The organism is Delftia sp. Lp-1 (assembly GCF_020523835.1).
Classification (GTDB): Bacteria; Pseudomonadota; Gammaproteobacteria; order Burkholderiales; family Burkholderiaceae_C; genus Comamonas; species Comamonas acidovorans.
Window position 1 is genome coordinate 410691 of record NZ_JAJALJ010000004.1, and the last position, 17816, is coordinate 428506.

Annotated in this window: 17 protein-coding genes; 9 read left to right on the forward strand and 8 right to left on the reverse strand. The window is 67.5% G+C overall.

The genetic code is table 11. The annotated features are described in order from the left end of the window. Positions 1-9 precede the first annotated feature (9 nt). The 5 genes from LGR64_RS27125 (at position 10) to LGR64_RS27145 (ending at position 4388) form a co-directional block, all read left to right on the forward strand. The gene (locus LGR64_RS27125) at positions 10-1590 is read left to right on the forward strand and encodes a class I adenylate-forming enzyme family protein (protein ID WP_141832884.1); all 1581 of its coding nucleotides are present in this window, start codon (positions 10-12) and stop codon (positions 1588-1590) included. A gap of 20 nt (positions 1591-1610) precedes the next feature. Further along, positions 1611-2600 (forward strand): tripartite tricarboxylate transporter substrate binding protein, encoded by a 990-nt coding sequence (locus LGR64_RS27130; RefSeq protein WP_207442907.1) that lies wholly within the window; start codon positions 1611-1613, stop codon positions 2598-2600. Between the two features lie 26 nt (positions 2601-2626). Further along, positions 2627-3079: a PaaI family thioesterase gene (locus LGR64_RS27135; RefSeq protein ID WP_043783107.1), complete on the forward strand. Its 453-nt coding sequence runs from the start codon at positions 2627-2629 to the stop codon at positions 3077-3079. Between the two features lie 347 nt (positions 3080-3426). Then, positions 3427-3903 (forward strand): Rap1a/Tai family immunity protein, encoded by a 477-nt coding sequence (locus tag LGR64_RS27140; RefSeq protein ID WP_230357372.1) that lies wholly within the window; start codon positions 3427-3429, stop codon positions 3901-3903. Further along, a complete protein-coding gene (locus tag LGR64_RS27145; RefSeq protein ID WP_141832888.1) occupies positions 3900-4388 on the forward strand; it encodes a T6SS effector amidase Tae4 family protein in 489 nt (162 codons plus the stop codon). Before LGR64_RS27140 ends, LGR64_RS27145 begins: the two co-directional genes overlap by 4 nt. 228 nt (positions 4389-4616) lie before the next feature. Here the strand turns inward: LGR64_RS27145 and LGR64_RS27150 are convergent, their stop codons facing one another. From LGR64_RS27150 to LGR64_RS27185, 8 genes are all read right to left on the reverse strand, one after another. Then, entirely contained in the window at positions 4617-5162 is a 546-nt protein-coding gene (locus LGR64_RS27150) for a hypothetical protein (RefSeq protein ID WP_012202143.1), read from the reverse strand. A 138-nt stretch (positions 5163-5300) separates the two neighbouring features. Next, positions 5301-6380 (reverse strand): Bug family tripartite tricarboxylate transporter substrate binding protein, encoded by a 1080-nt coding sequence (locus LGR64_RS27155; RefSeq protein ID WP_328511986.1) that lies wholly within the window; start codon positions 6378-6380, stop codon positions 5301-5303. Between the two features lie 187 nt (positions 6381-6567). Further along, positions 6568-7440 carry an HpcH/HpaI aldolase/citrate lyase family protein gene (locus LGR64_RS27160; RefSeq protein ID WP_230357376.1) on the reverse strand — a complete coding sequence of 291 codons (873 nt, stop codon included), beginning with the start codon at positions 7438-7440 and terminating at the stop codon, positions 6568-6570. Positions 7441-7463: 23 nt separating this feature from the next. Continuing rightward, a complete protein-coding gene (locus LGR64_RS27165; RefSeq protein WP_017406883.1) occupies positions 7464-8471 on the reverse strand; it encodes a tripartite tricarboxylate transporter substrate binding protein BugD in 1008 nt (335 codons plus the stop codon). A 103-nt stretch (positions 8472-8574) separates the two neighbouring features. Beyond that, on the reverse strand, positions 8575-9939 hold the full coding sequence (locus LGR64_RS27170) for an MmgE/PrpD family protein (RefSeq protein WP_230357378.1): 1365 nt from the start codon (positions 9937-9939) through the stop codon (positions 8575-8577). A gap of 41 nt (positions 9940-9980) precedes the next feature. Then, positions 9981-11183: a CaiB/BaiF CoA transferase family protein gene (locus LGR64_RS27175; protein WP_230357379.1), complete on the reverse strand. Its 1203-nt coding sequence runs from the start codon at positions 11181-11183 to the stop codon at positions 9981-9983. 164 nt (positions 11184-11347) lie between these two features. After that, positions 11348-12514, reverse strand: coding sequence for an acyl-CoA dehydrogenase family protein (locus LGR64_RS27180; RefSeq protein ID WP_012202137.1), 1167 nt, complete (start codon positions 12512-12514; stop codon positions 11348-11350). A gap of 30 nt (positions 12515-12544) precedes the next feature. Next, entirely contained in the window at positions 12545-13450 is a 906-nt protein-coding gene (locus LGR64_RS27185) for an FAS1-like dehydratase domain-containing protein (protein ID WP_230357381.1), read from the reverse strand. A 207-nt stretch (positions 13451-13657) separates the two neighbouring features. On the opposite strand from LGR64_RS27185, the gene LGR64_RS27190 reads away from it, so the two are divergent. The 4 genes from LGR64_RS27190 (at position 13658) to LGR64_RS27205 (ending at position 17802) form a co-directional block, all read left to right on the forward strand. Further along, on the forward strand, positions 13658-14575 hold the full coding sequence (locus LGR64_RS27190; RefSeq protein WP_230357383.1) for an SDR family NAD(P)-dependent oxidoreductase: 918 nt from the start codon (positions 13658-13660) through the stop codon (positions 14573-14575). Between the two features lie 13 nt (positions 14576-14588). Next, complete coding sequence (locus LGR64_RS27195) at positions 14589-15482, forward strand: MaoC family dehydratase (RefSeq protein WP_230357384.1); 894 nt, start codon at positions 14589-14591, stop codon at positions 15480-15482. A 212-nt stretch (positions 15483-15694) separates the two neighbouring features. After that, entirely contained in the window at positions 15695-16504 is an 810-nt protein-coding gene (locus tag LGR64_RS27200) for an enoyl-CoA hydratase/isomerase family protein (protein WP_013800086.1), read from the forward strand. Beyond that, on the forward strand, positions 16501-17802 hold the full coding sequence (locus LGR64_RS27205) for an acetyl-CoA hydrolase/transferase family protein (protein ID WP_013800085.1): 1302 nt from the start codon (positions 16501-16503) through the stop codon (positions 17800-17802). The genes LGR64_RS27200 and LGR64_RS27205 overlap by 4 nt, the downstream gene beginning before the upstream one ends. Positions 17803-17816 lie beyond the last annotated feature (14 nt).

The window sequence follows — 17816 nt, forward strand, 5'->3', positions numbered from 1 at the left end:
GCCCCTCCCATGCAAGAAGACATCGCCGCCCTGCTGCGCCAGCCCTTTGGCTCGCTGCCCGAACTCGTCGCGCTGCAGGCCAGCCAGCGCCCCCGCCACACCGCCCTGGCCATGGATGGCCGCAGCCTCGACTACGCCGCGCTGCGCCTGGGCATGGACCGCGTGGCCCTGCGCCTACAACGCCAGGGCCTGGGCCCCGGCGACGTGGTGGCCATTTGCGCGGGCAGCTCGCCCGAGTACGTGCTGGCCTTCCTGGGTGCGTTGCGCGCGGGCGTGGCCGTGGCGCCGCTGGCCCCGTCGGCCACGGCCGGCCACCTGAGCGCCATGCTGGACAACTGCGGCGCCCGGCTGGTGCTGCGCGACGCGGACACCGCAGCGCAATGGCCGCTGCAGGCCGGACAGGATCTGCAATGCGTCGCTCTGGACGGCGCTGTCGAAGCCGGCATGCCGTGGTCGCAATGGCTGGCTGCGGACGAAACGGACCATGGCACGGCACCCACGCCCATCCACCCCCAGCCCGACTGGCCCTTCAACGTCATCTACTCCTCGGGCACCACGGGCGTGCCCAAGGGCATCGTCCAGTCCTGGGCCATGCGCTGGGCCCATGTGCAGCGCGCCATCCACAACGGCTACGGGCCCGATGCCGTCTCGCTGTGCTCCACGCCGCTGTACTCCAACACCACCCTGGTCGCGGCCCTGCCCACCCTGGGGCTGGGCGGCACCCTGGTGCTGATGCGCAAGTTCGACGCGGCGCAGTACCTGGAACTGGCCGAGCGCCACCATGCCACCCACACCATGCTCGTGCCCGTGCAGTACCAGCGGCTGATGCAGTGCCCGGGGTTCGACGGCGCCGACCTGAGCCGCCTGCAGCACAAGTTCTGCACCAGCGCACCCTTCCATCCCGCGCTCAAGGCCGAGGTGCTGCGCCGCTGGCCCGGACGGCTCATCGAGTACTACGGCATGACCGAAGGCGGCGTGCGCTGCGAGCTGCACTGCCATGACTTCCCCGACAAGCTGCACACCGTGGGCAGGCCGGGACCGGGCGCCGACATCCGCTTCATCGATGAGCAGGGCCGCGAACTGCCGCCCGGCGAGCAGGGCGAGATCGTGGGCCGCTCGGCCGGGATGATGAGCGGCTACCACCGCCTGCCCGACAAGACGCAGGAGGCCGAATGGTTCGATGCCCAGGGCCTGCGCTTCATCCGCAGCGGCGACGTGGGCCGCCTGGACGAGGACGGCTTCATCGTGCTGGGCGACCGCAAGAAGGACATGATCATCACGGGCGGCTTCAACGTCTACCCGAGCGACATCGAGTCCGTGCTGCTGCAGCACCCGCAGGTGGTCGAATGCGCGGTGATCGGCGTGCCCTCCGATGCTTGGGGCGAGACCCCCGTGGCCTACGCCGTGGCACGCCCCGATGCCACGCCCTCAGCCGCCGAGCTGCGCGAATGGCTCAACGCCCGCGTGGGCAAGACCCAGCGCGTGGCCGAGCTGCGGCTGGCCGCCAGCCTGCCGCGCAGCGAGATCGGCAAAGTGCTCAAGCGCGCGCTGCGCGAGCAGTACCAGGCCGGCGCCCTGTCCTCTTCATGAAACGGAGTCCCCCCATGCCCATGCCCATGCACCCACTCCCGCGCCGCCGCCTGCTGTCCTGCCTGGCCCTGGCGACCTGCGCCCTGCTGGCCCCGGCCGCCCATGCTGCCGAGGCCTGGCCTGCCAAGCCCATACAGCTGGTCATTCCCTATCCACCCGGCGGCAGCGCCGACCTGCTGGGCCGCCCGCTGGCCGTGCAGCTGCAGCAGCAGCTGGGCCAGCCCGTGGTGCTGGAGTACAAACCCGGCGCAGGCGGCACGCTGGCCTCGCAATACGTGGCGCGCGCCAGGCCCGATGGCTACACCGTGCTCATGGTGCTGGCCGCCCATGCCATCAACGACAGCCTCTATCCCAAGCTGCCCTACGACACCCGCCGCGACTTCGCGCCCGTGTCCCTGGTGGCCAACCTGCCCATGGTGGTTGCGGCCAGCAGCAAGCTGCCGGCAAAGAACATTCAGGAACTCATCCAGGCCGCCAAGGCCAACCCCGGCAAGCTCACCTTCGGCTCGGCGGGCAACGGCAACACGGGGCATCTGGCGGCCGAGTACTTCGGCTCCATGGCAGGCGTGCGCATGACCCATGTTCCCTACAAGGGCAGCGCGGGCGTGGTCAACGCCATGCTGGCCGGCGACATCGACCTGACCTTCGACAGCATCTCCACCTCCATGCCCCACATCCGCAGCGGGCGCATGCACGCGCTGGCCGTCACCAGCCCGCAGCGCTCGGCGCTGGCGCCCGAGGTGGCCACCATCCAGGAGCAGGGCATCGCAGGCTTCGACGTGACCGGCTGGTACGCCGTCATCGCGCCGGCCGGCACGCCCGCCGAAGCCACCCAGCGCCTGAGCCGCGAGATCGCCACCGCCCTGCGCCAGCCCGCGCTGCAGGCCCAACTGGCCGCCGGCGGCTACGAGCCCGTGGGCTCCACGCCCGAGGCGCTGCAGGCGCATATCGACAAGGAAATCACGCGCTGGGCCACTGTCGTCAAATCGACAGGTGCACGGGTGGATTGAGTCATGCCGATGCGATGATTGCCCGCATGAATACACCCATCAAAGACCACCCGGCCAACCCCTTCGAAGGCGAGGCGCCCGGCATCCTCTTCGGCCTGCCCATGCCCATGGCCCGCGCCATGAAGCTCAGCGGTGAACGCATCGGCGAGGACCGCGCCCAGATCCGCATGGGCTTTCAACCGGATCAGGCCAACAGCCGCGGCGACGTGCACGGCGGCGCCATCGCCTCGCTGCTGGACTGCGCCCTGGCCTCGGCCTGCCGCTCGCACGACCCCACGGCCTTCGGCGTGGCCACCATCGATCTCACGCTGCACTACGTCTCGGCCGGCAGCGGCGATCTCATCGCCACCGCCCACTGCGAGCGGCGCGGCCGCTCCATCAGCTTCGCGCGCGGCGAAGTGCGCTCCGAGGACGGCACCCTGGTGGCCCTGGCCACGGGAACGTTCAAGCTGATGGCGCGTGGCGGGGCTCAGGCCTGAGTGATCCCCTCTTTCGCTGGCGCACGGCACGCCCCCAGGAAATACCGCCTCATCTGAAGCGGTATTTTTTTGAAGACACTTATTGTTACCTCCCTGACAAAGACGCGAAAGACTCCACCATTCCCCAAGAGCAATCTTGCCGTATGACTGCATTCCGGCAGGCTCGTACATGCCCAAATGAATGGCAATTCACTCAAACAGGAATGATGGCTATTGCCCAGACATGCCTGGCCAGTCAATAATTGCCCTTCGACCCGGAGCTTCCAGCCAGAATACAACTGCCAGTGCATGTTGATTGAGCCAAGAACTCTCGCACTCAAATCATCGCTTCATCATGAAAGGCAGAGATGGCAATGTACGGATTCTTGAGGGTTCACACAGACAGCAGAAAATCACCAGCCTTTGGCAATTCGATGCCGTTCTTTTTTTGGAAGTATCTTTCCAGCCCTATTCTCATTATTTCTACTTTGATACTGGGTGTCTTTCCCCATGCCAACGCTGAGACCCGGCTTGCCCGACCAGTTCCAGATTCCCAGCGTCTGATCATCGAGAACAATAATTTATCGGCGGACACGTTTTTTACTGCATATATGAGCAAAAACCTCATGGAAAGAAGATATGCGGAGATGTATCTGCTCGGTGTTCTGGATGCCACGGAAGGACGGGTCTGGTGCGATTACCAGCATTTCAAGACCATCACTCTGGCAGAAGTACTTCACAGCGGATTGAGCAAATTGGATCTCAAACAGCGTGAGTCACGGGCTGCCCATGTCATCAGCGACATTCTCGGAAAAGAGTTTCCTTGCAAAGGCGGGAAAAAATGAAACCGTCCTACGCAACGCTCAAATCTCATCACTATTCGGCCAACGAGCTGAACTCCAGCCATGTGTCTCGCACAGCACTCTATGAGGAGCTTGGATACGACGATGCAGCATTGATTCGGCAAAACGCCGGTTATCAGAACACCTGCGCAACCAGATTGAGCCTGGCCCTGATCAAGTCAGGCGTCATCATCAACGGGCGATTGAAGATAAAAACCGGGAAATACAAAGACCGGACGTTCGAGCCCGGCGCAAAACTACTCGCTGATCAGCTTGCCAAGCCCCATATACTTGGCAAGCCTCAGATATTTAGCGCTGCCGATGCACATACCAAATTATCCGGCAAGAAAGGGGTAATCTTCTTCTGGAAGATTGCAGGCTACAACGGAGGCCATATTGATGTGATTGAATCCCAAAATAGCACTCAGGTGTGTAACTCCGCATGCTATTTCGATTCAAGAGAAATATGGTTCTGGCCTTTGGACTGATCCGGGGCACTCCATCACCCTTCTCGACGCCCGCAAACCGCTAGCCGCCATCTCGGCATCGGGCGACTCCATGGCAGCCACAGGCCAGCAGCACTACTACCTGCCGCTGGGCATGGACGTGGAGCCCGACTGCTCCCCATCTGCCCAATAGCGCGCGCCGGGTCTTGCCCCCAGATCACGGCGCGCACAAGGAAAGCGCATGCCGCGCTTTCCTTTTCACTCAAGCGGTCAGAGCCGCTTTTCCTTGGCCTCGATCAGCTTCTGCATCAGTTCGCAGACCTGCCTGGCCTGCTCCTGCGTGATGTCGATGTTCTCGATCACCGAGCGCTTGAACTGGATGCCGTTGACTGCGCCGCTGTTCTCGATGAAGCCCAGCGTCAGGGTGCGGTTCAGGAAGTAGATGACGGCGGCGATGCCCCAGCCGATCAGCATGACCACCAGGCCTGCAAAGAAGCTCTGGGCCATCATGGACCCGCCCATGAACAGCGACAGGGCACCGATGCCCAGCGCCGTCTTCCAGGGCTTGTGATAGCCGTAGTAGGTGGAGCAGATGCCCTGCAGCGGGATCAGGCGCGACTGGGTGCCCGACAGCGAGGCGCTGCTGAACTCCAGGCGCTCGCTGCCCACGCGGATGGTGGTGGTGGGATCGATGTTGACCTTGGACAGGATCCAGGCGACCAGGCCGCCTTCGCGGCCTGTGATGGCAATGTGGTTGCCCTTGTCGTCTATGGGCTGCTCGCTGGCCTTCCAGGCCTTGATGACCAATGCACTCACGGTAATACCCTCTCTTGAATGTTTGAGAAACCACGGGCTGTCCCGTCATGGCATTGCACCACCGGGGCCGCCTGAGGAGGGGCGATTACAGCACAGGGCATGAGTGCAGCCTTGGGCAACCAGGGCCGCTGTGCGCCATCAACCGGGTTGCACCCCCGCCGACTGCAGCAGCCGCCCCCAGACCGGAGCCTCTTGCGCCCAGGCCTTGCCGAAGCGCTGAGGGCTGTCGTCATCGACAGGGACGAAGCCGGCCGCGATGATGCGGGCCGTGCCTTCGCGGCTGGCCACGGCGCGGTTGGAGATTTCGCCCCATTGCCGCGTGAGGTCGGCCGGCAGGCCCTTGGGGCCGGCGATGGCCAGCCAGCCGGACAGTTCCATGGCCTCGTGGCGGTAGCCGGCCTCGGCAAAGGTGGGCACCTCGGGCAGCAGGGGCACGCGGCGCGTGCCGGTGACGGCCAGGGCGCGCAGCTTGCCTGCATCGATGTGGGGCTTGAGCGTGAGCAGGCTGCCCATGCCGATGGGGATGCGCCCGCCCAGCATGTCCTGCACCATCAGCGCCTCGCCCCGGTAGGCGGCATGCGCCATGCCGGCACCGGCCATGTCGCTGAGCACGGCGCAGGCCAGGTGGCCGTGCGAGCCTATGCCGTAGGAGCCATATGAGAGCTTGCCCGCGTTGGCCTGGGCCCAGGCCATGAATTCGCGCAGGTTGGTGGCGGGCACGTCGGTCGTGACCACCAGGGCGATGGGCGCCATGCACACGCGCGACAGGGGCGTGAGGTCGGTCAGCGGGTCGTAGGCGGTCTTCTTGTAGAGGTATTTGTTGGTGAGCATGGTGGAGGTGGTGCCCAGCAGCAGGGTGAGCCCGTCCGGCGCGGAGCGGACCACCATTTCGCCGCCGATCAGTCCAGCCGCACCGGGCTTGTTGTCCACCACCACGGTCTGGCCCAGCTGCTGGGCCATGCGCTCGCCCAGGATGCGCGCAATCACGTCGGTGGCACCGCCCGCCGCAAAGGGCACGACGATGCGCACGGGCCGTGTGGCAAAGCCGGCCTGCGCCAGCACGCTGGCGGGCCCTGCCGCCACGGCGCCGGCCGCCAGGGCCAGTGCCTGGCGCCGATTCAATCGGTTGTTAAGTCGGTCATTCATTCGGTCTTCAAGTCGGTCATTCAATTGGCCGTTGAACCCGCTGTTCGATGCCGTCCCCGAGATCACTGCCATCACACGCTCCTTTGCCTGGGTGCCACCATGGACGGAGACACCGGATCAAGAAACCGCCGTCTCGAAATCAATCGAGTTGACCAAGCGTATTCGAGGCAGATGGATTCACCATCAGGGAAATCATTGGACTGCTTTCACCAGAATCAGAAAACTCTGAGTGCAAAACGGCCTTTCAGTCTCATTTTTATCAAGATCGTGCTGCAGATCTCTGTTGCGCCCAGGCATGGCGCAGCAGCACCTGTTCGGCCTGCTTGAGCACGGGCGCATCGACCATGCGGCCGTCCAGCACGCAGACGCCGCCTCCGGCCTCGGCTAGGGCCTGGCGCAGGCGCTGCGCGTGGGCCACGGCCGCTGCATCGGGGTCGAATACGGCGTGCAGGGGCTGGACCTGGGCCGGGTGGATGCACAGCTTGCCGCCAAAGCCCATGCGCCGCGCGCGTGCCGCGTCCTGGGCCAGCCGCTCGGGGTTGCGCGTGTCCACCGTCACGCCGTCCACGGCCGCGCCAATGCCGGCGCGGCGCGAGGCCAGGACCAGGGCCATGCGCATGGGCAGCAGCTCTTCCTCGCCCTGCCCGCAGGCCATGCCGGCATCGACCTGGAAGTCCAGGTGGCCGAAGGCCAGGCGCACCACCTGGGGCGCGGCGGCCAGGGCGTCGGCCGCGTCCAGGCCGGCCACGCTTTCGATGAGGGGCAGCACGGCCGCCCGTGCACCGGCAGCCTGGGCCACCGCATGCAGTGTCTGGGCGCGCTCGGCCTTGGAGACCATGGCGCCGGCCACGCCCTGCTCCACCAACTGCGCCAGCGCGCGCAGGTCATCCGCATGCCAGGGCGTGCCTTCGGCGTTGATGCGCACCAGCAGGCGGGCACGGGCCGGGCCTTCCAGCGCACCCACGGCCTGGGCCAGCGCCTGGCGGGCGCCGTCCTTGTCGGCCGGGGCCACGGCGTCCTCCCAGTCGGCGATGACCATGTCGGCACCGCTGTCCAGGGCCTTGCCCAGGCGCTCGGGCCGCGTGGCGGGGACGAAGAGAAAGGAAGTGGCCTGTCGCGCCAGATCGTGCATGCGGATGTCCTTGGGAGAGAGGTTTATTCGGCCGAGACGCCTGCGGCCTTGATGACCTTGTCCCAGCGCGCCACCTCGGCCTGCAGGTGGGTGCGCAGGCCTTCCGGTGTGGCCTTGTCGGGCGTGACCAGGTCGGAGCTGAGTTCGGCGATGCGCTTTTTGACGTTCTCGTCCTTGATGGCCACGTTCAGCGCCTTGTTGATGGCCATGACCACCTCCTTGGGCGTGCCCTTGGGCGCGTACATGCCGTGCCAGACCTTGACGTCGAAGCCCTTGAGGCCCTGCTCGTCCAGCGTGGGGATGTCGGGCAGCGAGGACAGGCGCTTGGGCGTGGTCACGCCGAAGACCTTGGCGCGCTGGCCGTCCTTGATCACGGGCACGGTCTGCGTGGTCTGGTCGCACAGCAGGTCCACCTGGCCGCCCATGAGGTCGTTCATGGCCGGGCCTGCGCCCTTGTAGGGCACGGTGGTGAGCTTGACGCCCGCCTGGTGCATGAACAGCATGCCGCACAGCTGGGAGACGGCGCCGATGCCGGCATTGGCCAGCGAGACCTTCTCCTGGTTCTTCTTCACGTAGTCCAGCAGCTCGGCAAAGTTGTTGGCCGGGAAGTCCTTGCGCGACAGCAGGGTCATGGGCACGTCCAGCACCTGGCCGATGTACTCGAAGTCCTTGAGCGGGTCATAGGGCAGCTTCTTGTACAGCGCAGGCGCCGTGGCCATGCCCATGTGGTGGATGAGGATGGTGTAGCCGTCGGCCTTGGCCTTGGCCACGCGGTTGGGCGCAATGGTGCCGCCCGCTCCCACGGTGTTCTCGACCAGCACGCTCTGGCCCAGCACCTGGCCCATGGGCACGGCCAGCAGGCGCGCCACCACATCGGTGGGGCCGCCAGCGCTGTAGGGCACGACGAGGACGACGGGCTTGTCGGGCCAGGCCGCGGCCAGGGCGCCGGTGGTCGTCCCGCCGGCGGCTAGGGCGCAGGCGGCGGCCGCTGCGTAAACGAGGCGGCGGCGGAAAGAAGTGGTGCGTTGCATGGTTTGTCTCCTGTGCACTTTGGTGGAAGCGGGAGGCGCTCTGTGGTGGCGCCTTTCCCATGGATTCGCCGGCCGGGGCCGGCGCGAAAACTCAGTCAAAAACTCAGTCAAGCAGGCGCTGCACACGCGGCCAGTGCGCGATCTGCCACAGCCGCGCTACGGCGGCCTGTGCGGGGTCGTCCTGCAGGGCACCGCCATAGGCGATCAGTCGCAGCGCCTTGGCCGTGATCTCCTCGCGCGACAGCGTGTTGCCCGGATCGCCCTTGGGCTCTTCCACGCGGCCGTGCAGCGAGCGGCCATCGGTGGTGAGCACGGTGACCTTGCCGATCCAGCGCTGCGGGTAGGCGGCATCGACCTCAGGGTCCAGCACCATGCCCACCTTCTCGCGCAGGGCCACCGTGGTAGCGGCCAGGTATTCGTTGTCGAACTCGTCCAGGCCCGCATGGCCGTGGCGCGCGGCCAGCGCCAGCACCGTGCCCATGGAGAACTTGCTCTGGTGCACCGTGCCGGGATCGACCACGGGGCCCAGCACGTCGATGGCGCCCTGGTGCACGTGGCAGGTAACCTGCGCCAGGTCGGCGGGGGTCAGGCCGTGGTCCTGCATGACCTGCAGCAGCGCGTCGGCGGCCGGGTGCGTGTGGCGGCAGGAGGCATGCCATTTGAACGAGGTCTCGGCCGTGGCCCAGCGCGTGCCGATGCCGTCCGTGAGGCGCGTGGGATCGGCGTCCGTGGACATGCCTGCCGCCAGGCCCTGCGGCCCGGTGAAGATGTCCTGCGCACCGGTGAATCCGTCCCGGGCCAGATAGGCCGACATCAGGCCCGCAGCGGCCGCATGCGCCGTGTGCAGCTGCTTGCTGTCGGCGCCCGTGCGCAGGAACTCCCACAGCCCTGCCGACTGCGTGCCGGCCGAGCCGAAGGCATGCTGCATCTGCGCGGGCGTGAGGCCCAGCAGCCGGCCCACGGCGGCCGCGGCGGCCAGGGTGCCGGCCGTGGCCGTGGTGTGGAAGATGCGGTAGTGGCTGCGGCCCAGGAACTCGCCCACGCGGATGCCGACCTCATAGCCGGCCACGCAGGCGGCCATGAGCTCGGCGCCGCTGGCACCGATGCTCTGCGCCACGGCCAGCGCGGGCGGGAAGACCACGGCGGCGGGGTGGAAGACCGAGCCGTTGTGCACATCGTCCTGCTCGGCCACATGCGAGGCCGCGGCATTGGCCAGGGCCGCCATCATGGGCGAGGTGGTGTCGGCACTGCCCAGGATCTCGCTAGGCCCCTGCGCCGGCCCCTGGGACAGCGCAAAGCGCGTGATGCTCTGCACGGGGCGCGCGCCCTGGCCTGCGAGCACGGAGCCGAACCAGTCCACCCAGAGGTCTTCGGCGCGCTGCTGAACGGCGGCGGGAACGTCGTCCCAGCGCAGCGAGGCAGCGAATTGGGCCAGCGGATGGATGCTCACTTGGGTGTCGTTTTTCATGGGTTGGGTCTCCGGCGCATTCTTGGGCATGCGCCCTGGTTTCAGGGGGCGGTTTTTCCCGGGGGCGGGCACAGGGCACTGATGCGCTCGGCGCTCCAGCCCAGCTCGGCCAGGATGGCGGCGCTGTGCTCGCCCACGGCGGGCACGGCCTCCATGCGGTAGTCGAAGGCGCTGTTGGCACCGGGAGGCAGCAGGGCCTGCACCGGACCGGCCGGCGTGTCCACGCTGCACCAGCGCTGGCGCGCGGCCAGTTGGGGATGGGCCCACAGGCCGGCCATGTCGTTGACGCGCGCATTGGCAATGCCGGCCGCATCCAGCCGCTGCACCACCTGGGCGGCATCCAGCGCGTTGAACACGCCCAGGATCAGCGCACGCAGCTCCTCGCGGTTGGCGTTGCGGCGCGCATTGCTGTCGAAGCGCGCGTCTGCAGCCAACGCGGGCTGCAGCAGCACCTGTTCGCAAAAGAGCTTCCACTCGCGTTCGTTTTGCAGGCCCAGCATCACCGTCCCCCCGTCACCGGCCTCGAAAGGCCCGTAGGGATAGATGCTGGCGTGCGAGGCACCGGTGCGCGGCGGTGGCGGCGCGCCGTCGAAGGCGTAGTACATGGGGTAACCCATCCACTCGCCCAGCGCCTCCAGCATGGACACGTCGATGTGGCTGCCCTCGCCCGTGCGCCCGCGCAGCAGCAGGGCCGACAGGATGTTGGTGTACGCATACATGCCGGCCGCGATGTCGGCCACCGAGATACCGGCCTTGGACGGCACCTCGGGCGTGCCCGTGACCGAGAGAAAGCCCGCCTCGCTCTGGATCAGCAGGTCGTAGGCCTTCTTGTCGCGGTAGGGGCCGTCGGCGCCGTAGCCGCTGATGTCGCAGACGATGAGGCGCGGAAAGCGATCGCGCAGCGCCGCATAGGACAGGCCCATGCGCGCGGCAGCGCCGGGCGCCAGGTTCTGCACCAGCACGTCGGCACCCTCCAGCAGCTGCAGCAGCGCCTGCATGGCCTCGTCCTGCTTGAGGTCCAGCGCCAGGCTCTGCTTGCTGCGGTTGATCCAGGTGAAGTGCGAGGACTGGCCCTGCACGCGCTGGTCATAGCCGCGCGCAAAGTCGCCGCTGCCGGGCCGCTCGACCTTGATCACGCGCGCGCCCAGGTCGGCCAGCTGGCGCGTGCAAAACGGTGCGGCCACCGCATGTTCCAGCGAGACGACGGTGGTGCCGTCAAGCGGCCGAAGACTTTGCTTTTTCATCTTGGAAATCCATTGCACTTTGGCGAAACCCACGACCCGACCAACTGGCGCGCTCCAAGCCAGGGACAGCAAGCAAGGGCCTGGGCCGGCCGCGCCGCCCCGCAGCGAGGCTGTCGTCCCCCTTCCAGGGGGAAGGCGCGAAGCGACTCAGGGGGTTTTCCATTTCAGAACGAGCGGGGGAGACCGAGGATGTGCTCGGCCACGTAGGAGTAAATGAGATTGGTCGAGATCGGCGCCACCTGGTACAGGCGCGTCTCGCGGAACTTGCGCTCCACGTCGTATTCGCAGGCAAAGCCGAAGCCGCCGTGGAACTGGATGCAGGCATTGGCCGCCTCCCAGCTGGCCTTGGCCGCCAGGTACTTGGCCATGTTGGCCTGGGCGCCCATGGCCTGGTTGGCGTCGAACATCTCGCAGGCCTTCCAGCGCATGAGGTTGGCGGCCTCGACCTCGATGAAGGCATCGGCAATGGGGAACTGCACGCCCTGGTTCTGCCCGATGGGGCGGCCGAACACGTTGCGGTCGCGCACGTAGTTGGTCACGCGGTCCAGGAACCAGTAGCCGTCGCCAATGCATTCGGCCGCAATCAGCGTGCGCTCGGCGTTCAGGCCGTCGAGGATGTACTTGAAACCCTTGCCTTCCTCGCCGATCAGGTTCTCCTCGGGGATTTCCAGGTTCTCGAAGAACAGCTCGTTGGTCTCGTGGTTGACCATGTTGGGGATGGGGCGCACGGTCAGGCCGCTCTTTTGCGCCTCGGCCAGGTCCACCATGAAGATGGACATGCCCTCGCTCTTTTTCTTCACCTCGGCCAGCGGCGTGGTGCGCGCCAGCAGGATCATCCAGTCGCTGTGCTGCACGCGGCTGATCCAGACCTTCTGGCCGTTGACCACGTAGCGGCCATCCTTCTTGACGGCGCTGGTCTTGATCTTGGTGGTGTCCGTGCCCGTGGTGGGCTCGGTCACGCCCATGGACTGCAGGCGCCATTCGCCCGAGGCGATGCGCGGCAGGTATTTCTCCTTTTGCGCCTGCGAGCCGTGGCGCAGCAGCGTGCCCATGTTGTACATCTGGCCATGGCAGGCGCCCGAGTTGCCGCCGCAGCGGTTGATCTCTTCCATGATCACGCTGGCCTCGGTCAGGCCCAGGCCCGAGCCGCCGTACTCCTGCGGGATCAGCGCGGCCAGCCAGCCGGCCTTGGTCAGCGCGTCCACGAAGGTCTCGGGATAGGCGCGCTGCTCGTCGATCTTGCGGAAATACTCGTCAGGGAACTCGGCGCACAGCGCACGGATGGCGTCGCGGATTTCGGGGAAATTGTTGGAAAGCGTGTGTTCGATCATGGTGGTCTCAAGGCTCGGTGTTCAGGGGTCTCAGGCCAGGGTGGCTTTTCCGGTCATGGTCAGCCAGCCCTCGTGGTCTTGCGCCCAGAGTTCGACGGTCTTGCCGTCCGCAGAAGGCTTGCCGTGCACGCTGAAGGCATGCAGGTCGAAGGTGGGGCGCACAGCCTTGAACTCGAAGGACAGCACGCGCGCCTGGGGCAGCTCGCGGCGCAGCAGGTCCAGCAGCAGCGTGGCGATCAGCGGGCCGTGCACGATCAGGCCCGGATAGCCTTCGACGCCCGTTACATAGCGGCGGTCGTAGTGGATGCGGTGGCCGTTGAAGGTCAGGGCCGAGTAGCGGAACAGCAGCACGTCGTCGGGAACGATGGTGCGCGACCAGGCTTGCTGGCCGTCCAGCGGCGGCTTCTGGGGCGTGGGCGCGGGATCGCCGGGCTGGGCAGCGGCGCGGTAGACGATGTCGTGCTCCTCGGTCAGCGCCAGGCCCTGGTCGTTGCTGTAGGCATGCTCGACCAGCACGAACAGCAGCTCGCCCGAGCGGCCGCTCTTGTGGCTGACCGAGCCGATGGTGGAGCGGCGCTGCACCTTCTGGCCCACCTGCAGCGGGTTGCCTGCCTCCCAGCGCAGGCGCCCGCCGGCCCACATGCGGCGCGGCAGCGGCACGGGCGGCAGAAAGCCGCCACGGCGCGGGTGGCCGTCGGGGCCGATCTCGCTTTGGCGTGCATGGGGCAGGAAGTACATCCAGTGCCACAGCGGCGGCAGCGCCGTGCCGTCGGCGGGCTCAGGGTCTTCCCGGTCCAGCGTGGCCGACAGCGCGGCCACGGGCGCGGCCGTGATGCTGTCTGCCAGGGTTTCGCTGCGGCCCTGCCAGGACTGAAGATGCGCCAGCGCTGCGGCGTCGAGGGTGTCGGTAGCTTGCTTGTCTGTCATGGCCGCCATGGTCGGTGCAAGCGCGGCGGCCCGCAATCCGCGTTTTCTTAAGCAAGCCTTTGGCCGCGCTGAAGGCTGGGCCGGCGCGGCCTGTCCGCCGCTGCTTTCATTCCCGCGAAGTCCGCCCTTGTGATTGGCGAATGGCGCGGCCCGGCGTTTGCCGGCATCCTTGGTCCCGACTTCTTTCCAACGAACACTGAACGGGGACGACAGGCCATGGCGCAGAAAATGATGCAGGACAAGGTAGTGGTGGTGACGGGTGCCGGCGGCGGCATCGGGCGCGACATGGCGCTGGCCATGGCGGCCGAGGGCGCCAAGGTGGTGGTCAACGACATAGGCACCTCCACCACGGGCGAGGGCACGGACGCCGGCCCGGCCCAGAAGGTGGTCGATGAGATCAAGGCCGCAGGCGGCCAGGCCGTGGCCAACACCGACAGCGTGGCCGAGGCCGCCAGCGCGGCCCGCATCGTGCAGTGCGCCGTGGACAGCTTCGGCCGCATCGACGGCGTGGTCAACAACGCCGGCATCCTGCGCGACCGGTTCTTCCACAAGATGAGCCTGGACGAGTGGGACGCCGTCATCAAGGTCCACCTGTACGGCAGCTACTACATGAGCCGCGCGGCCGCCAACCATTTCAAGGAGCAGGAAAGCGGCGCCTTCGTGCACATGACCTCGACCTCGGGCCTGATCGGCAACCTGGGCCAGGCCAACTACAGCGCCGCCAAGCTGGGGCTGACGGCCCTGTCCAAGTCCATTGCGCTGGACATGCAGAAGTTCAACGTGCGCTCCAACTGCATCGCGCCGTTCGCCTGGAGCCGCATGATCGGCTCCATCCCCACCGACACGCCCGAGCAGCAGGCGCGCGTGGCCAAGATCCAGCAGATGACGCCCAACAAGATCGCCCCGCTGGCCGTCTACCTGCTGTCCGACGCGGCCCGCGACGTGAACGCCCAGGTCTTTGCCGTGCGCAACAACGAGATCTTCGTCATGAGCCAGCCGCGCCCGCTGCGCTCGGTGCACCGCAGCGAAGGCTGGTCTCCCCAGTTCATTGCCGAGCACGGCATGCCTGCGCTCAAGGCATCGTTCGTCCCCCTGGACCGCTCGGCAGATGTCTTCAGCTGGGACCCGATCTGACCGGAGCTGATTCATGGCCATCAGTTACCAGCACCTGAAACAGCGCCCCTTCGAGCCCGTGCGCCAGCACTATGGCGAGCGCGACACCATGCTCTATGCGTTGAGCCTGGGCCTGGGCAGCGATCCGCTGAGCGCCGACGCCCTGCCTTTTTTCTACGAAGGGGCGCGCGGCGGGCTGCGCGCCCTGCCCTCGCAGGCCGTGGTGCTGGGCTACCCGGGCTTCTGGGCGCGCGAGGCCGATACGGGCATCGACTGGGTGAAGCTGCTGCATGGCGAGCAGCGCATGCGGCTGCACCGCCCGCTGCCGGCCAGCGCCGACGTGGTGGGCCACAACCGCATCACGCACCTGACGGACAAGGGTGAGGGCAAGGGCGCCATCATGGTCACCGAGCGGCGCCTGGAGACCGCCGGGGGCGAGCTGCTGGCCACCGTGCAGCAGGTCAGCTTTCTGCGCGGCGATGGCGGCTACAGCCTGCTGGACGGCGGCCAGCCCAGCGACGCGCCCCTGGCGCCGCTGCGCCCCACGCCGGAGGACCGCGCTCCCGACTTCACCGACACCCAGGCCATACGCCCCGAAGCCGCGCTGCTGTACCGCCTGATGGGCGACTACAACCCGCTGCATGCCGACCCGGCCGTGGCGCGCAAGGCCGGCTTCGAGCGGCCCATCCTGCATGGCCTGGCCAGCTACGGCCTGGTGGCCCATGCCGTGCTGCGCCAATGCGGCGACCGCAATCCCGCGCGCCTGAAGGCGCTGGATGTGCGCTTCACCGCGCCCGTCTATCCCGGGGAGACCCTGGTCACCGAGATCTGGCGCACGCCCGACCAGCCCTGCCAGCTGCAGTTGCGCGCCCGCGTGCTCGAACGTGACAAGGTCGTTCTGAGCCACGGCTACGCCGAACTCGCTTGAATGGATCACCCCCTGAGTCGCTGTGCGCCTTCCCCCTCTCTCGCTTCGCGGGAGGGGGACGACACCCTCGCTGCGGGGCGGCGCGGCCGGCCCAGGCCCTTGCTCGGTGTCCCTGGCTTGGGACATGCCGATTTGGACGCCTCGTCAAAGGTGCGCATAGGAGCAAGCAAGACATTCCAGCTTTTGTTCTCAAAGAATCCAACCTCGGCACCATGACTACATCACCTGAAACCTCCCCCGTATTGACCTCCGTCCAGGACGGCATAGGCACGATCACGCTGAACCGGCCCGAGGCCCGCAACGCGCTCAACCAGGCCATGCGCCCGGCCCTGGCCGCCGCCGTGGCGCAGATGCGCGATGACGCGCAGGTGCACACCGTCATCCTCACGGGCGCGGGCGGCGCCTTCTGCTCGGGCGGCGACATCAGCCAGATGATGGATGCCAGCCAGGCCGGCCTGCCCTGGCGCCAGCGCATGCGCAGCCTGCACCAGTGGTTTCCCGAGCTGGTCAACCTCGAAAAGCCCGTGATCGCCGCCGTGGACGGCCCGGCCTTCGGTGCGGGCCTGAGCCTGGCGCTGGCCGCCGACTTCGTGCTGTGCACGCGGCGCGCGAAGTTCTGCGCCGTGTTCGGCCGCATCGGCCTGGTGCCCGACCTGGGCGCCATGCACATGCTGCCGCGCATCGTGGGCCTGCAAAAGGCCAAGGAGCTGGTGTTCACCGCGCGCACCGTGCAGGCCGAGGAAGCCAGGTCGCTGGGCATGGTCTACGAGATCGTGGAAGACGGCGAGGCCCTGCAGGCCGCCGCCGTGGCACTGGCGCGGCGCTTCGGCGAGGCATCCACAGCCGCCATCGGCATGGCCAAGACGGCCATGAACCAGGCCTTCGAGCTGGACGCACGCGCCATGGCCGAGCTGGAAGCCTATGCCCAGACGATGTGCCGTGGCTCCGACTACCACCAGGAGGCGGTGCAGCGCTTCAAGGACAAGCAGCCCACGCGCTTCGACTGGGACCGCGCGCCATGAGCGTGCTGTCGCCGGACGCCCTGCAAGAAAGGCTGCAGGCCCTGATCCGCCCCGGCGACACCCTGTGGTGGGGCCAGGCCACGGCCGAGCCGCTGACGCTCACGCGCGCCGTGGTCGCGCAGCGCCATGCACTGGCCCGGCACGGTGGCCAGGGCCGGCTGCGCGTCTTCGTGGGCATGGGCGCATCGGACACGCTGCAACCGGCGCATGCCGACGCCATCGACTTCTTCGGCTACGCGGCCGGCGGTCCCCACCGCGCGCTGGCCCAGGCGGGCGTGCTGGACATCCTGCCCAGCCACTACTCCCACCTGCCCGGCCTGATCGACGAGGGCCTGCTGCCTGCCGATGTGGTGCTGCTCCAGGTCTCGCCACCCGATGCACAAGGCCGCTACAGCCTGGGCCTGGTCCATGAATACCTGCCGGCCGCCATACGCAAGGCGCGCGTGCTGATCGGCGAAGTCAACCCCGCCATTCCGTGGACGCACGGCAGCCTGCACCTGCAGGCCGGCGACTTCGCCCTGCTGGTCGATGCCGAACACCCTCCGCTGGACCAGGCGCGCAGCGCGCCCGGCCCTGCCGAGCAGGCCATTGCCGGCCATGTGGCCGCCCTCATCGAAGACGGTGCCACGCTGCAGGTGGGCGTGGGCAACCTGCCTGAGGCCGTGCTCGCCGCGCTGCACGGCCACCGCGACCTGGGCCTGCACAGCGGCGCCGTGGGCGACGGCATTGCAGCCCTGGCCGAAGCCGGCGTGCTGACCCACGCGCGCAAGAGCCAGGACCGCGGCGTGGGCATCGGCGGCATCCTCATGGGCGGCGAATCGCTCAGGCGCTGGGCCCACCGCAACCCCGCCCTGCAACTGCGCGAGACGCGCTACACGCACGACCCCGAGGTGCTGGCCGCCAGCCACCGGCTGGCCGCCATCAATTCGGCGGTGGAAGTGGACCTCACGGGCCAGATCAATTCCGAAGTGGCGGGCGGTGTCTACGTGGGCGCCGTGGGGGGCGCCGTGGACTTTCTGCGCGGCGCGGCACGCAGCCGCGGCGGCCTGCCCATCATCGCCCTGCCCGCCACGGCCAGGGGTGCCACGCGCATCGTTGCGCGGCTGTCCGGCCCCGTCAGCACGCCGCGCAGCGATGCCGGCCTCATCGTCACCGAACACGGCGTGGCCGACCTGCGCGGCCAGACGCTGTCGCGCCGCGTGAAACGGCTGATCGACATCGCGGCACCGGAGCACCGCGCCGACCTGGAACAACAGGCACATACCCTGCTGCGCCAATGCGGCGCAGCCTTTTCCTGATCCACTGATCCACT

What these genes read in the sequence shown, in the direction of transcription:
- LGR64_RS27165 (WP_017406883.1), bottom strand. Translation starts at nt 8,471, where the DNA reads ATGCAACGCACCACTTCTTTCCGCCGCCGCCTCGTTTACGCAGCGGCC.
- LGR64_RS27145 (WP_141832888.1), top strand. Translation starts at nt 3,900, where the DNA reads ATGAAACCGTCCTACGCAACGCTCAAATCTCATCACTATTCGGCCAAC.
- LGR64_RS27200 (WP_013800086.1), top strand. Translation starts at nt 15,695, where the DNA reads ATGACTACATCACCTGAAACCTCCCCCGTATTGACCTCCGTCCAGGAC.
- LGR64_RS27135 (WP_043783107.1), top strand. Translation starts at nt 2,627, where the DNA reads ATGAATACACCCATCAAAGACCACCCGGCCAACCCCTTCGAAGGCGAG.
- LGR64_RS27195 (WP_230357384.1), top strand. Translation starts at nt 14,589, where the DNA reads ATGGCCATCAGTTACCAGCACCTGAAACAGCGCCCCTTCGAGCCCGTG.
- LGR64_RS27185 (WP_230357381.1), bottom strand. Translation starts at nt 13,450, where the DNA reads ATGGCGGCCATGACAGACAAGCAAGCTACCGACACCCTCGACGCCGCA.
- LGR64_RS27125 (WP_141832884.1), top strand. Translation starts at nt 10, where the DNA reads ATGCAAGAAGACATCGCCGCCCTGCTGCGCCAGCCCTTTGGCTCGCTG.
- LGR64_RS27175 (WP_230357379.1), bottom strand. Translation starts at nt 11,183, where the DNA reads ATGAAAAAGCAAAGTCTTCGGCCGCTTGACGGCACCACCGTCGTCTCG.
- LGR64_RS27140 (WP_230357372.1), top strand. Translation starts at nt 3,427, where the DNA reads ATGGCAATGTACGGATTCTTGAGGGTTCACACAGACAGCAGAAAATCA.
- LGR64_RS27155 (WP_328511986.1), bottom strand. Translation starts at nt 6,380, where the DNA reads ATGGCAGTGATCTCGGGGACGGCATCGAACAGCGGGTTCAACGGCCAA.
- LGR64_RS27160 (WP_230357376.1), bottom strand. Translation starts at nt 7,440, where the DNA reads ATGCACGATCTGGCGCGACAGGCCACTTCCTTTCTCTTCGTCCCCGCC.
- LGR64_RS27205 (WP_013800085.1), top strand. Translation starts at nt 16,501, where the DNA reads ATGAGCGTGCTGTCGCCGGACGCCCTGCAAGAAAGGCTGCAGGCCCTG.
- LGR64_RS27170 (WP_230357378.1), bottom strand. Translation starts at nt 9,939, where the DNA reads ATGAAAAACGACACCCAAGTGAGCATCCATCCGCTGGCCCAATTCGCT.
- LGR64_RS27190 (WP_230357383.1), top strand. Translation starts at nt 13,658, where the DNA reads ATGGCGCAGAAAATGATGCAGGACAAGGTAGTGGTGGTGACGGGTGCC.
- LGR64_RS27130 (WP_207442907.1), top strand. Translation starts at nt 1,611, where the DNA reads ATGCCCATGCACCCACTCCCGCGCCGCCGCCTGCTGTCCTGCCTGGCC.
- LGR64_RS27180 (WP_012202137.1), bottom strand. Translation starts at nt 12,514, where the DNA reads ATGATCGAACACACGCTTTCCAACAATTTCCCCGAAATCCGCGACGCC.